We start from the raw sequence: 14865 nt of genomic DNA, 5'->3' as shown, positions 1-14865 counted from the left end.
ATAAAATAGATAATTAAAGAATGAGGCAATAGTAATCAGCATAAAGCTTATAGACTATTGCCTAAAGCAAAAAAATATGACAAAGGTAAAATTAGGAATTAACGGATTCGGAAGAATAGGACGAATAGTTTTCCGCGAAAGTATTAAAAGGGACAACGTTGAAGTAGTCGCTATCAATGATTTATTAAGTGTGGAACATGTGGCTTACTTATTACAGTATGATTCTGTTCATGGCCGTTTTGAAGGAAAAGTAGAGGTTAAGGATGGTCATTTATTTGTAAATGACAGGGAAATCCGTATTACAGCAGAAAAAAATCCGGCAGATTTAAAGTGGGATGAAGCGGGGGTGGATGTCGTTGCTGAATGCACCGGAGCATTTACTACAGTGGAAATGGCTTATAATCATATTAAAGGTGGTGCGAAAAAAGTTGTGATTTCGGCTCCCTCGAATGATGCGCCAACCTTTGTAATGGGGGTAAATCATGACAAAATAAAACCTACCGATGTAATTGTTTCCAACGCTTCCTGCACCACAAACTGCCTGGCGCCATTAGCTAAGGTGTTGCATGATAATTTTGAAATAGTTGAAGGATTGATGACAACAGTTCACGCGACAACTGCCACACAATTGACAGTAGACGGACTATCCAAACGCGATCTCAGAGGAGGAAGGTCGGCAATGATGAACATTATCCCTGCATCAACAGGAGCGGCAAAAGCGGTGGCAAAAGTGATTCCGGCTTTGGAAGGTAAGCTAACGGGAATGTCGATGCGTGTTCCGGTTACTGTTGTTTCTGTAGTCGATCTGACCGTGAAATTAAAGAAAGCGACTACCTATGACGAAATCATGAATGTACTAAAAAATGCCTCTGAAACGTCTATGAAAGGAATTATGGGCTTTACCGAAGACGATGTGGTTTCACGGGATTTCGTGTCTGATTCGCGTACCTGTATTGTTGATGCAAAAGCGGGAATTGGCTTGAATTCAACCTTTTATAAGATTGTTGCCTGGTATGATAATGAGTACGGCTATTCATCAAAACTAATAGATTTGTCCGTACATATTGCAGGATTATAGTATAGTAAAAAAAGTCCTCAGAATCTCGTTTATTTCAACGGGATTTTTTTATTTTTAGAAGCAGAACAAAGTGCTTTTTTTGAGCCATTTTCCCGCCATCCGCTCTATCTTTTTTTGCCATATATAAAAGCAAAAAAAGGATGCCGCTGCTGTCGGGGCTAAAAACAAACAAAAGGCATTTTTTAAACATTTTTTCCGGAATCAGGCAATATCCGATATTCCGGAATCCTTAATCTTAAAAAACAAAAATGAAATTAGTAGTAGACAGCGGTTCCACAAAAGCCGATTGGATTGCCTTAGACGATAACGGAAATATTCAGTTTACAGCCAGCACCTTAGGGTTAAATCCTGAAGTTTTAACAAAAGAAGAGGTTATCAAACGAATTAACGACAGATTCGACATTGCCCAAAATGCGCCCATCGTAAAGGAAATATATTTCTATGGAGCGGGTTGCGGAACAGACCGAATGAAAAATCATCTGACCGAAATTCTTAAAGAGTATTTTCCCAATGCCCACGTTGAAGTCAAGGAAGATACTTACGCAGCGGTTTTCGCCACAACACCAAGAGGCGAGAAGGCTATCGTTTGTATATTAGGAACGGGTTCTAACTGCAGTTATTTCGACGGAGAAGAATTGCATCAGAAAGTACAGTCGTTAGGTTATCTGGCGATGGACGACTGCAGCGGAAACCAGTTCGGACGCCATTTAATCCGTGCGTATTATTTCAACAAGATGCCAAAAGCATTAGCGGATATTTTTGAAAAGGAATACGATCTGGATGCCGATGTGATCAAACACAATTTGTACAAATCACCCAATCCGAATGCGTATCTGGCAACTTTTGCAAAGTTTTTAATTCAGCATAAAGACGAAGAATTCCTTCAGAAAATCATTTTAAATGACATGCAGAATTTCGTGGATTTTTACATAACGCAATTCGAAAACTGTAAAGAGGTACCGGTACATTTTATCGGTTCGATAGCTTATTATCTGAAGGAGGAATTGGATACTGTTTTAACCAAAAACGGTTTGAAACTCGGAAACGTGTACAGAAAACCCATTGACGGATTGATAAATTACCATGCGGTAACCACGCATTAATATCTTAGATTCATAAGTCGTGATTTAATATACAACGGTTGCGTGAGGGATAGCAGCGGAAAGCCCGCAACGTAGCAGAGCGGAGAGAGGACTTGCAGCGTATAGCCCGGCCCGCCGGAAGTATGGAAGTGGGACACGCCCATGGAAATCCGTAAACGTGTCCGCCTTTAAATTCATTTAATTGAAAAAGCTGTCTGAAACCTATTTAATTGCAATCATAGAGATCTCAACATTTACGTTTTTGGGCAGACAAGCCACCTGAACCGTTTCGCGTGCCGGAGCGGTTTTTTCGTCAAAATAGCTTCCGTAAACGGTATTTATTTTTGAAAAATCGTTCATGTCACTAATGAAAATAGAAGTCTTTATCACGTTTTCGAATGTCATCTCTGCGGCTTCCAGAACGGCTTTCATGTTTTCCATCACCTGCTTGGTTTCTGTTTCGATGTTGTCCAAAACCAATTCGCCATTAGCCGGATTAATTGCAATCTGTCCCGAGGTATATAGTGTGTTTCCAACCAAAACAGCCTGGTTATAAGGTCCGATAGGAGCCGGTGCCTTTTCCGTAAAAATTATTTTTTTCATGTTTTTATAAACTTAGATTTCAGTTTTCGTGTAGTATTTCAAAGCCAATTTCCTCCCTCTTGTCTCTTGCCTCTTGTCTTGTCAATCTACCTCAAAGTTCGGTCCGGTAAATTACGTTTGTCGTATTTGATATCGCTTAAGACGGATGACTTGATACCAATGAAGAACCCCCAGCTTGTATACGGCGCGATAGGTACCCAGTTAAAACTCATTCTCCAGCTCAATAGATCCCTTTCGAATCGGAGTTGCGTAAAGGATATACCTTTTTGAACAAAATCATATCCAGATGAAAAGCCCATTTTCCATTTTGGTGTCAGATCAATGTTTCCGGACGCCATTAATGAGTTTCCGACGATTTCATTTTCACGATTGGTATTGGAATAGGTTAGGGAATAGGCTAAGATTAAATTCCAAGGAATTTTCAAACGGTAAAATTCGGTGGTTTTCTTCTCCTTGTTTTTTTCATCCTCTTTACTGAAGAGACTTTGTCTCTGATCGCTCATATCGGTTCCGCGACCAAACAAATCATCCTCACGACCGCCGTTTAATACCGTTTGTTGGGAGGCATCACCTTTACCCTCTCCATCGGCACTGGAAAGTGAGTAGTTGATTGTCATGTTTGCCGTTGTCATTCTGAAAAGACTTCCTCCGTTATCGATGTTGAATTTATCAATACGTCGTCCGGAATTATCAATTGCATAGGGATCTAATGTGGTTCCGAAATTTAGATTTAATTTGTTGTCAAAGAATTGTGTCCCCCCGGATACCTGCATTGGAGACCAGGACAATGAATCGGCGGCGATATTATAACTCGTGGAAAAAAGTAAATTATTAAGCAACATCACTTTTTTAGGTTCGGTTTTGGTTTCGTCTTTATCACGCACCTTGGCCTCAAAAGTATTGTTTATAGACATTCCGATTCTGTTCGATTTGTTCTTCCCGGGTGCTCCGAAAATTCCTTCTTCAAAACGTGTGTAATCTGCATATCTTGTTCCGGTGGCATCCAAAGCATAGGTATCATAATACTGATCGAAACTGGGGGTGTACACATAGGAAACGCTTGGAGTCATTACGTGTCTGATAGCCTGAATTTTATTTTTTTCGTTAAATTTAAAGGTACCGTAAATTGTGGTTCCGATGCGTGAATTGAAATCATACGTTCTGAAAGCGTCAAATCCGTTAACATCGGTAGTTTCCACCTTATTTGTGGAATCGCTGAATTCTTTTTTTATTGTTTTGAAATACCAAACTTCACTATAAGATGAACCTGCCGTAACACTGAAATATTTGAAGACTTTAAAATTAGTACTGATCGGAATACTGTGTTGAAATCCGTTTCTTGCCTCATCAAACATTCCCGGTTTAAAGAAAAGAGAATCAGTTGTATGAATTCTGTTTTCACCTCTGATGCTGTATTGGAAATTAACATTTTTTATAATTCCTTTTTTGATTCCGTTTTTGGGAGCAAAAGGGAAAATACGGTCCACGCTGGCCTGAAATGTAGGCAATGTCATGTCAATTTCCTCTGTATTGGTATTTTGTGAATGTGTTGCCGCAACTGAGAAATTTACCTGAGGAACCGTCTGAAATGTTTTAGAATAGGAAACAGAAGAACTTAGGTTGTTGTTTAACGACGAACCAATATTAGACTGGTTGTAAGATTGCCTGAAATACTGACTGCTACCTAAATTGACGGACGCAGAAAATCTTGAATTCGGACTAGCCTTGGCATCCTGACTGTGTGACCATTGGATGTTATATTGTCTGGATCTGAAATAATCCGGAAATCCCTTTTCACTATTTATCTGATTCTCAAATCGGAAGTTTACCCTTCCGTTAAATCTGTAGCGCTTCGCATAACTGCTTTCAAATCGGGCTGCATAACTTCCGTTGGTGTAATAATCCCCTAAAACCTGTAGGTCAAAATAATCGCTTAACGCAAAATAATATCCTCCATTCTGAAAATAATAACCCTTTTCCTGGGTGTCACCAAAGGTAGGAATAACGAAACCGGACACCGACTTTTCACTCATCGGGAAATAAGCAAACGGTAAAAAAAGTGGGGTGGGGACATCGGCAATTACCATGTTGGTAAAACCTGCAACTACCTTTTTCTTAGGGACAAATTTTATTTTTCGGGCAAGAAAATAATATTCGGGATCTTCTATGTTTTCAGAAGTGGTAAATCGGGCACTTCTCATGAAATAAACCGAATCGTTTTCCCTTTTACTTACTTCGGCCTTCACCCTGAACTCACCTTGCTGTGTTCTTGAATTCCAAACCAGAGCTTTCTTGGTTTTCGTGTTAAAACGAATGGAATCGGGTTCAATCACATTTTGACCTTGTTTAAAAACAGGGTTTTGAGAGTAATTTCCGAGACTGTCTTTGATCCTCCCGGCATATACTTCGTCTTTTTCATAGTTAAAAACGATAATTCCTGCCTTCAGTTCAATGTCTTTATAGATTAATTCGGCCTCATTGTATAAGGTAAGTTCTTTCTTTTTCTGGTCGATTTTTTCATAATCGATAGCCTTACGCTTTACAATTCCGTCCAGAATAGGCTGCTTTTTTTTGATGCTGTCATTCTTAACCGTCTTGACAGTGTCAGCCGGTTTGAGAACGTCATTCAGACCTAAATTTAAGCTATCCTTCTGTTTTACAGCGGGTACAGGGATTGATTTGGAAGGGATTTCCTGGGCTTGAAGTTTCAAATTTCCAAGTGTTAGGAAAATTGATAATAAAACGATATGAAATAAGTTTGTACGCAACGCTTTTAATACTATTTTTGTAAAAATGTGGCTCAATTTTTGACGGGTCAAACTTACATATATTTTTTGTCAAAATTAAGTATTTAGTAAAATTATAACCATTGAAAATTATTAGGTCCTATATGCCATTTAAAGTTAGAGTATATTTATGCTTATTCGTGTTCTTGGTGTCTAATTTAATGTTGTCGCAATCTAAGTTTAAGGTTGTTTTGGATGCCGGTCACGGAGGTAAGGATTTCGGAGCCATAAAAAACGGATTAAAGGAAAAGGAAGTAGCTCTCGATGTGGTATTGCGAATCGGGAAAATTTTGAAGAATGACACTGATATTGAGGTTTTATATTCAAGAAAAACAGACGTTTTTGTAGAACTAAGGGAAAGAGCGGATAAAGCAAACAAGGCTAAAGCGGATTTGTTTGTATCGGTGCATTGCAATTCAAATCCTTCATCAAAGCCATATGGTTCTTTAACCTTAGTTATGGGGCTTTCCCGATCGTCTAAAAATCTTGAAATTGCCAAAACGGAAAACTCTGTTATTTTTCAGGAGGCCAATTATAAGAAAAACTATAAAGGATTCGATCCTAATAATCCTGAAACACTGATAGGTTTAAAAATTTTACAGGAAGAGTCCTTAAAATCGAGCATAGATTTTGCCAGTTCTATCCAGAATAAATTCGCAAACCAGCTTAACAGAAAAAACAAAGGTGTTCATCAGCAACCGTTATGGGTATTGGATGCCACCTGTATGCCTGGTGTTTTAATAGAAATGGGGTTTATTTCCAACAAGAATGAGGCTAGTTATCTGGGGTCTGAAAAAGGAAAAAATGAAATGGCAAAGGCCATAGCACTATCAATTATACAATATAAAGATGAATATTTTGCAACTACGGGGACTTCAGGTGTTAAAGAGCAAACAGTAACGAAAGAGGAAACCGAACCGAAACAAGATACACCCATAAAAGAAATAAAAGGGAAAGAATATAAAGTTCAGATAGCAACGAGCAAGAGGAAACTTGCAACAGAGCCTTCCAATTTCAAAGGGTTGAAAAATGTTTCAAGAACTTTTGAAAAAGGGTACTATAAATATTTTTACGGAAACGTTTCCACGGATGTTGATTGCAAAAAATTATTGGCAGAAGCTAAAAAGAAGGGATATGACTCGGCTTTCATTGTTGCCGGGAATGAAATAAATAATTAAGGAGTATGAAAATGAATGTTTTTTTTAAATCCACGCTGCTTGCATTAGTGCTTTCCACCGGTGCAGGTTACGCTCAAAATAATGCGAAATTCAGGGTTGTTCTTGATGCCGGTCACGGCGGAAACGACTTTGGTGCAACATATCATGGTTATGTCGAAAAAAACAACGCGCTGAATGTTGCCCTTAAAGTGGGGAGAATTCTTGAAAGTGATCCGGGAAGTCAGGTGATTTACACCAGAAAAACGGATGTTTTTATTCCTTTGGACGAACGTGCGGAAATTGCCAATAAATCCAAGGCTGATATTTTTGTGTCCATTCACTGTAACGCCAATAAGAATCAGGTTGCCAGCGGAACGGAAACCTATGTGATGGGGGTAACTAAAAATGCCTCTAACTTAGAAGTGGCACGAAAAGAGAATGAGGTGGTTACGCTAGAAAAAGATTATAAAATAAAATACGACGGTTACGATCCGAATTCACCCGAATCCGTAATCGGTATGACCGTAATTCAGGAAGAATATCTCGATCAGAGTATCGAACTGGCAGCTGGTATTCAGGAAGGTTTTGAAGATGGGCTGAACAGAAAAAGCCGCGGTGTAAAACAGGCCGGTTTCCTGGTGCTTCGAAAAATATACATGCCCCGTGTGCTGATAGAAATGGGGTTTGTTTCCAATAAGGAAGAAGGAGCTTTTTTAAGTTCTGATGAAGGTCAGGAGCAAATAGCGCAGGCCATTGCTAAAGCGATTCTGGATTATAAGAAAGAATATTTTGTTCCGGGGACGGAAGAGTATGTGCCTATTGAAAGACCAAAAACTCCCGAAAGAGAAATAAAAGTTGATACTCCAAAAGTTAAGGAGGTTAAAGTAAATGGTGAAAAAGGATTGGTTTTTAAAGTTCAGATTTCTGCTAGTACCAAAAAATTAGACCTGGTGCCAAGCAATTTTAATGGTTTGAATACTATTTCGATGGAAGACGACGGAAATATCATCAAGTACTTCTACGGAAACACAAAAGACCCTGACGAATCTAAAAAATTATTGGAAGAAGCCAAGGCAAAAGGCTACAGTTCGGCTTTTATCGTAGCATATAAAAACGGTCAGAAAGTGCCTCTGAAAGAAGCTTTGCGTTAATATAAAACGATTCTAAACTATTTTGTTTTAATTTTGTTCTTTAAATATATCGATTTTGAAAATTACTAGAGAAGTAAAAACCGCAGTTTTAGTCATTGGTTCCATATTGCTGTTCTTTTGGGGATACAGCTTTCTAAAAGGAAAAAACTTATTTGACACCACCAGAAAATTTTATGTCGTATACGATAACGTTGAAGGATTGGCGCCTTCAGCAGCAGTAACCATTAATGGTCTGACCGTTGGAAAAGTGAATACCATAACGATTCAGGAAAAAACAGGAAAATTGTTGGTTGAAATTCAGATGGATAACGATGTTCCGGTTGCGAAATCAAGTACTGCAAGTATCTACGAACCCGGATTTATCGGCGGAAAACAAATTGCTATCAATCCTAATTTTCAGGATACCAATTATGCGCAGTCCGGAGATTATCTGAAACCGGAAGTTATATTAGGTTTAACAGCTTCTTTAGAGAAAAATTTAGCTCCGATTCAGGAAAAATTAGATAAAGTTTTAGCAAATGCAGATGCTTTGATCACAAATATCAATGATGTTTTAGATGCTAAAACGAAAGAAAACCTTAAGAAAACAATTGCCGAGTTAAATACAACGATGACCAATTTCAGTTCCGTTTCCGGAAATTTAGATAAGGTTGTGGCGGATAACAAACAAAAACTGGGTTCGGTTGTAACCAATCTGGATAAAACTACAGGCAATTTCGCTAAAATTTCAGATGATCTGGAAAAAGCCAAATTAGGTCAGACCGTTGAAAATCTTGAGAAAACATTAGCCAGCGTTAATAAAATGATGGCCGATATGGAATCCGGAAAAGGAACAATGGGTAAACTGATGAAAGATGATGCGATGTATAACAATCTGACAAAAGCATCAAAAGAATTGGAATTACTGCTACAGGATGTACGCCTGCATCCAACCCGTTACGTGAATGTTTCCATGTTCGGCAAAAAAGAAAAGCCTTATGTGGCACCTACAGAAGAACAACCTAAAAAATAGAACTATTTAAACCAAGCCTATGAGTTATTTAGACAATATATTGTTTGCAATACTTCTTATTTTAGGAGGTGGATATTTTGCCGGAAACGTAAAGAAACTTATCCGAAACATTAAATTGGGTCAGGATGTAAACCGTTCAGACAATCCTTCGGAGCGATGGAAAAATATGGCCATGATTGCATTGGGTCAGTCAAAAATGGTAAAAAGGCCTATAGCCGGAATTCTTCACATATTCGTTTACATCGGATTTGTCATTATCAATATAGAGGTTCTGGAAATAGTAATCGACGGACTTTTTGGTACGCACCGTGTTTTTTCTTTTATGGGCGGATTTTATGATTTCCTAATCGGCTCTTTTGAAATTTTAGCATTACTTGTTATCGTTGCTGTTGTTACTTTCTGGATCAGAAGAAACATCGTCAAGTTAAAAAGATTTATTCATAACGACTTAAACGGATGGCCGCGAAATGATGCAAATTACATTTTGTATTTCGAAGTGGTGCTGATGACTTTATTCCTTGTAATGAATGCTGCCGATTTGCATTTGCAGACAATAGGTGCTCCGGGATATGAAAGTGCCGGTGCGTTTCCGGTTTCCCAATTCATTGCACCAATGTTTGACGGAATGTCGGAAAGCCTTGTTCATTTGCTTGAAAAAGGAGCATGGTGGCTTCATATCGGCGGTATCATGGTTTTCTTAAACTATTTATATTATTCGAAACATTTGCATATTTTATTGGCATTCCCAAATACGTATTTTGCAAATTTGAAACCTCAGGGACAATTCGACAATCTTGAATCGGTAACCAACGAGGTGAAACTGATGATGGATCCGAATGCCGATCCTTTCGCAGCTCCGGCTCCGGATGCAGATGCAGCTCCTGCCAAATTTGGTGCGAGTGATGTTCAGGACTTAAACTGGGTTCAACTATTGAACGCGTATACCTGTACTGAATGTGGACGTTGTACTTCATCTTGTCCAGCCAATCAGACCGGTAAGAAATTATCGCCGCGTAAAATCATGATGGACACACGCGACCGTTTGGAAGAGGTAGGAAGGAATATCGACAGTAATAAAGGTGTTTTTGTTCCCGATAATAAATCATTACTGAACGATTATATCACTCCGGAAGAACTTTGGGCTTGTACCTCTTGTAATGCTTGTGTGGAAGAATGTCCGGTGAATATCAGTCCGCTTTCCATCATTATGGACATGAGACGTTATCTGGTAATGGAGCAAAGTGCCGCGCCAACCGAATTGAATGCGATGATGACCAATATCGAGAATAATGGTGCGCCATGGCAATACAATCAAATGGATCGTTTAAACTGGAAAGACGAAGCATAATTTAATCAATTTTAAAAACTTTGCGACTTTGCGATTTCGCAATTTTGCAACTAATATAAAAGATATGTCAGCAAATTTAACAGTACCTACAATGGCCGAAATGATGGCTCAGGGCAAACAACCGGATGTATTATTTTGGGTTGGCTGTTCGGGTAGTTTTGATGATAGAGCAAAAAAAATAACCAAAGCTTTCGTAAAATTATTAAACCAGGCCAATGTGTCGTTTGCGGTTTTGGGTACAGAAGAAAGTTGTACCGGAGATCCTGCAAAACGTGCCGGGAATGAATTTTTGTTTCAGATGCAGGCAATGACGAACATTGAAGTTATGAATGCTTATGAGATTAAGAAAATCGTAACAGCTTGTCCGCATTGCTTTAATACCATTAAAAATGAATACCCTGAATTGGGTGGGAAATATGAAGTGGTTCATCATACGGAATTCTTAAAATCGTTATTGGATGAAGGTCGTTTATCGATTGAAGGAGGACAGTTTAAAGGAAAAAGAATTACTTTCCATGACCCTTGTTATTTAGGTCGTGCTAATAATGTTTATGAAGCACCACGTGATTTAATTCAGAAGTTGGAAGCCGAATTGGTGGAAATGAAACGCTCAAAGAAAAACGGTTTATGTTGTGGAGCAGGTGGAGCGCAAATGTTCAAAGAACCTGAAAAAGGGGATAAGGACATAAATGTGGAACGTACGGAAGACGCCTTGGAAACACAACCGAATATTATTGCTGCGGGTTGTCCGTTCTGTAACACTATGTTAACCGACGGAATCAAATTCAAGGAAAAAGAAGGTTCGATTAAGGTCATGGATGTAGCTGAATTAATTGCTAATGCTCAGGATTTGTAAAATTAAGGCCTTATAAATAATAAAAGTCACAATTTAAGTTGTGGCTTTTTTTATGGCTTTTTTTCATCGGATTAATTTGTTTTTTCGTCGGATTCAATGTTTTTCATCAAATTTTATAGCCGTTGAACGGATTATTTGAATGCTTGATTTTTAATTATAGTATCTTAGATAAAGAATTAAAAAAGTGATGAATGTCGCTTCATAAAATTGACTAAAAAAAGAGGTTAGTTATAATTGTTGTAAAAAACCATTGTGTCTGTGCGCTGCAATGGTTTTTTTTTATGCTAAAAATAAATTAAGTTTTCCGCATTCTAATTCTAAAAGGTTATTTTTGTGGTTTACTTAAAAAATTATGTACGTAGATTTTAATACACTTCCCGAAGAATCCAGAATCTGGATTTATCAGTCGAACAGAAAATTTTCTGAAGAAGAATTAGAAGAAATTGAAACTTCCATGAAAAATTTCATAGAAGAGTGGACGGCTCACGGGGCAGGTCTTCATGCTTCTTTTGTTACAAAATACAACCGCTTCATAGTGTTGGCAATCGATCAGACGATTCAGCCGGCTACCGGATGTTCCATAGATGCTTCAGTGGGTTTTATTCAGAGTCTGGAGAAGAAATACGACGTCGATTTATTAGACAAGATGAACGTTACCTTCAAATTAGGAGAACACATCGCGTATAAAACACTGATCGATTTCAAAAAAATGGCTAAAGAAAAAGCCGTTTCCGAAAATACAATCGTTTTTAATAATTTAGTAAATACAATCGGAGAATGGCAGGATTTTTGGGAGGTTCCTGCTAAAGAAAGTTGGCACAACCGATTTTTTTAAAGTGTAGTCCTGCGATTTGATAATTACCAAGTTTTTTTAAATGAGATATTTCCTTTTTATACTAGTTTTTATAAGCCAGTTTGCTTTTGCCCAAGACGAAATTTATTTTAACAACCATACGTTGGCAAGAGAAAAAGTTTGGGTGGACAGCATTTACAATCAGCTTACTTTTGAAGAAAAGGTAGGACAACTTTTCATGGTAGCTGCTTATTCCAATAAAGACGGTGAGCATGTGAAATCCATCGATAAACTTGTAGAGGAGTATAAAATTGGAGGCGTTATCTTTTTTCAGGGCGGACCGGTTCGTCAGGCTAAATTAACCAACAGATATCAGGCCAAATCTAAAATTCCTCTCTTTGTAGGGATTGATGCCGAGTGGGGGCTAAGCATGCGTTTGGATTCAACCTATCGCTATCCGTGGAACATGACTTTAGGTGCTGTTCAGGATTTGAAACTCATCGAAAAAATGGGTAAGCAAATGGCAAAACAAACGAAAAGACTCGGACTTCAGTTCAATTTCGCGCCCGTTTTGGATATTAATACCAACCCAAATAATCCTATCATCGGAAACCGTTCTTTTGGGGAAAACAAAGAGCGTGTTACCGAAAGGGCTCTAGCCTTAATGAAAGGGATTCAAAGTGAAGGGGTTTTTGCTACAGGTAAGCATTTCCCGGGACACGGCGACACTTCCACCGATTCACATCATACGTTGCCTTCGGTTACATTTTCCAAAGAGCGTCTGAATGAGGTTGAATTTTATCCGTATAAAAAACTTTTTAAAGAAGGATTGGCCAGTGTAATGGTTGCGCATTTAAATGTACCAAGCCTTGAATTCAGAGAAGGTTATCCAACTTCCATATCCCATCATGTGGTTACCAATGTATTGCAAAAAGAATTGGGTTTTAACGGACTGATTTTTACGGATGCCCTTAATATGAAAGGAGCAAGTAATTTCAAACAACCCGGAGATATTGATCTGGAGGCTTTTTTAGCAGGAAATGATATTTTGCTTTTCGCTGAAAATGTTCCCGTGGCCGTTGAGAAATTCTGTCAGGCTTATACCGATACTTTATTTACCGATGAGCGTTTGGAGCATTCCGTTAAAAAGATTCTGAAGTATAAATTCAGGGCAGGACTGGCAAATTACAAACCTATAGATCTGAATAATTTATACGAAGATTTGAATGCGCCCGAATATGAAGATCTGAATTATCAGTTGTATGAAAATGCGGTAACGGTTTTAAAGAAAGAAGAGAAGCAATTCCCGATAAAAAATGTTGAAAACGAAAAAATTGCCTATGTGAAATTAGGTGACGATAAGAATCAGGCATTTTTAAGTACACTGAGAAGTTATGCACCCGTTACTGAAGTGTATTTGGATAGTATTCATTTGGTTATGAAGGAACTGAAAAGCTATTCGAGAGTGATAGTAGGATTCCACAAAGCAGACGGAGCCTGGAAAAAACATAATTTCGAAGCAAAAGAACTGGCTATTTTAGACTCCATTTCAAGACATAATAATGTTGTTTTAGCTGTTTTTGCTAAGCCTTATACATTACTGCCGATTAACTATTTCGGGAATATAAAAAATGTGGTTTTGGCCTATCAGAATAATGATATTGCCCAAACTGTTGCCGGAGAAATTATTTTCGGAGCTGTTGGAGCCAAAGGAAAAATACCGGTTTCCATCAATGATTTCTTCAAAGCGGATACCGGATTAACAACTGTTAAAACCGATAAAATACTGTCTTTTTCGACACCTCAAAGTGTAGGGATGAACCCCAAAATTTTATCAAAAATTGATGCATTGGCCAAAAAAGCCATCGATGGCAAGATGACACCGGGAATGCAGGTTTTGGTGGCCCGAAAAGGAAAAGTTATCTATCAGAAAGCATTCGGTTATCATGATTATACCAAGGATACAAAAGTGACGAATCAGGATGTGTATGATGTAGCCTCTCTGACAAAAATATTATCGACGTTGCCTAATCTGATGTTGTTGTATGATAAGCACAAGATTACGATGGAAACAAAGTTGGGTGATATGTTGCCGATATTCAAAAGAACGGATAAGAAAAATATTCATTTAAAAGAACTATTGGCGCATCAGGCAGGTTTACAGGCTTGGATTCCTTTTTATCAGTCAACGTTAGACAGCACTAAACATCCGTCTAAAAATTATTACCGTAAAACATATTCTGCAGAATACCCATTGCAGGTTTCGGAAAATTTGTTTTTGAGGAGAGATTACAATGATACTATCATGAAACGCATCGCTGAAAGCAAATTATTGCCTAAAAAACAATATAAATACAGTGATTTCACTTTTATCATTCTGAAGGAATATCTTGAAAAAACAACGCACCGTTCTTTGGATTTTCTGAGTTATAACAACTTTTACAAGCCTTTAGGAATGAATACGATGACATATAATCCACTTCGAAAGATGGACATGAGCCTTATTCCACCAACAGAAATGGACAACTATTTCAGACATACGAAAGTACAAGGTTATGTTCATGATATGGGCGCTGCCATGCAGGACGGAGTAGGTGGTCACGCCGGATTGTTCTCCAATGCCATGGATGTGGCAAAAATGATGCAAATGTACCTGCAAAAAGGACATTATGGTGATCGTGAATATTTTACGGATAAAACGTTTGAAATTTTCAATACCTGTGCCTACTGTAATACAGGAAATCGACGCGGATTGGGCTTTGATAAACCGCAATTAAGCGGTGAAGGGCCAACTTGCGGGTGTGCTTCCATGACAAGTTTTGGGCACACAGGATTTACGGGAACCATTGCCTGGGCTGATCCTCAGGAAGAATTGGTTTACGTTTTCTTATCAAACAGAACATTCCCCACCGCTACCGAGAATAAATTATCCAAAGAAAATATCAGGGAAGATATTCAAAAGGTCATTTATGAAGCAATTGTGAGATAATTTTTTTTAC

Annotated in this window: 11 protein-coding genes; 9 read left to right on the top strand and 2 right to left on the bottom strand. The window is 38.2% G+C overall.

Annotation, left to right across the window (positions count from 1 at the left end; genetic code table 11):
• The first annotated feature begins 76 nt into the window (after window positions 1-76).
• Complete coding sequence (gene gap / locus FLJC2902T_RS07410) at window positions 77-1078, top strand: type I glyceraldehyde-3-phosphate dehydrogenase (protein ID WP_023579184.1); 1002 nt, start codon at window positions 77-79, stop codon at window positions 1076-1078.
• 248 nt (window positions 1079-1326) lie between these two features.
• Complete coding sequence (locus FLJC2902T_RS07405; RefSeq protein ID WP_023579182.1) at window positions 1327-2181, top strand: BadF/BadG/BcrA/BcrD ATPase family protein; 855 nt, start codon at window positions 1327-1329, stop codon at window positions 2179-2181.
• Between the two features lie 201 nt (window positions 2182-2382).
• Here the strand turns inward: FLJC2902T_RS07405 and FLJC2902T_RS07400 are convergent, their stop codons facing one another.
• Together FLJC2902T_RS07400 and FLJC2902T_RS07395 are read right to left on the bottom strand one after the other, a co-directional pair.
• Window positions 2383-2763, bottom strand: a complete 381-nt coding sequence (locus FLJC2902T_RS07400; RefSeq protein ID WP_023579181.1) for a RidA family protein — start codon at window positions 2761-2763, stop codon at window positions 2383-2385.
• An 86-nt stretch (window positions 2764-2849) separates the two neighbouring features.
• A complete protein-coding gene (locus tag FLJC2902T_RS07395; RefSeq protein ID WP_211233882.1) occupies window positions 2850-5582 on the bottom strand; it encodes a putative LPS assembly protein LptD in 2733 nt (910 codons plus the stop codon).
• A 71-nt stretch (window positions 5583-5653) separates the two neighbouring features.
• Here FLJC2902T_RS07395 and FLJC2902T_RS07390 point away from each other — a divergent pair, with 71 nt between their 5' ends.
• From FLJC2902T_RS07390 to FLJC2902T_RS07360, 7 genes are all read left to right on the top strand, one after another.
• Entirely contained in the window at window positions 5654-6727 is a 1074-nt protein-coding gene (locus FLJC2902T_RS07390) for an N-acetylmuramoyl-L-alanine amidase family protein (RefSeq protein ID WP_035677790.1), read from the top strand.
• A 5-nt stretch (window positions 6728-6732) separates the two neighbouring features.
• Window positions 6733-7857, top strand: coding sequence for an N-acetylmuramoyl-L-alanine amidase family protein (locus FLJC2902T_RS07385; protein ID WP_023579178.1), 1125 nt, complete (start codon window positions 6733-6735; stop codon window positions 7855-7857).
• A 55-nt stretch (window positions 7858-7912) separates the two neighbouring features.
• The gene (locus tag FLJC2902T_RS07380) at window positions 7913-8869 is read left to right on the top strand and encodes an MlaD family protein (RefSeq protein WP_023579177.1); all 957 of its coding nucleotides are present in this window, start codon (window positions 7913-7915) and stop codon (window positions 8867-8869) included.
• Between the two features lie 19 nt (window positions 8870-8888).
• Window positions 8889-10217: a (Fe-S)-binding protein gene (locus tag FLJC2902T_RS07375; RefSeq protein WP_023579176.1), complete on the top strand. Its 1329-nt coding sequence runs from the start codon at window positions 8889-8891 to the stop codon at window positions 10215-10217.
• Window positions 10218-10281: 64 nt separating this feature from the next.
• Window positions 10282-11073, top strand: a complete 792-nt coding sequence (locus FLJC2902T_RS07370) for a (Fe-S)-binding protein (RefSeq protein WP_035677788.1) — start codon at window positions 10282-10284, stop codon at window positions 11071-11073.
• A 352-nt stretch (window positions 11074-11425) separates the two neighbouring features.
• Window positions 11426-11908 (top strand): hypothetical protein, encoded by a 483-nt coding sequence (locus FLJC2902T_RS07365; protein WP_023579174.1) that lies wholly within the window; start codon window positions 11426-11428, stop codon window positions 11906-11908.
• A 40-nt stretch (window positions 11909-11948) separates the two neighbouring features.
• The gene (locus FLJC2902T_RS07360; protein WP_023579173.1) at window positions 11949-14855 is read left to right on the top strand and encodes a glycoside hydrolase family 3 N-terminal domain-containing protein; all 2907 of its coding nucleotides are present in this window, start codon (window positions 11949-11951) and stop codon (window positions 14853-14855) included.
• Window positions 14856-14865: the final 10 nt, after the last annotated feature.

This window comes from Flavobacterium limnosediminis JC2902, from assembly GCF_000498535.1.
GTDB classification, from domain to species: domain Bacteria; phylum Bacteroidota; class Bacteroidia; order Flavobacteriales; family Flavobacteriaceae; genus Flavobacterium; species Flavobacterium limnosediminis.
The sequence above is the reverse complement of the archived record's forward strand: the minus strand, read 5'-3'. Positions and strand labels throughout refer to the sequence as shown.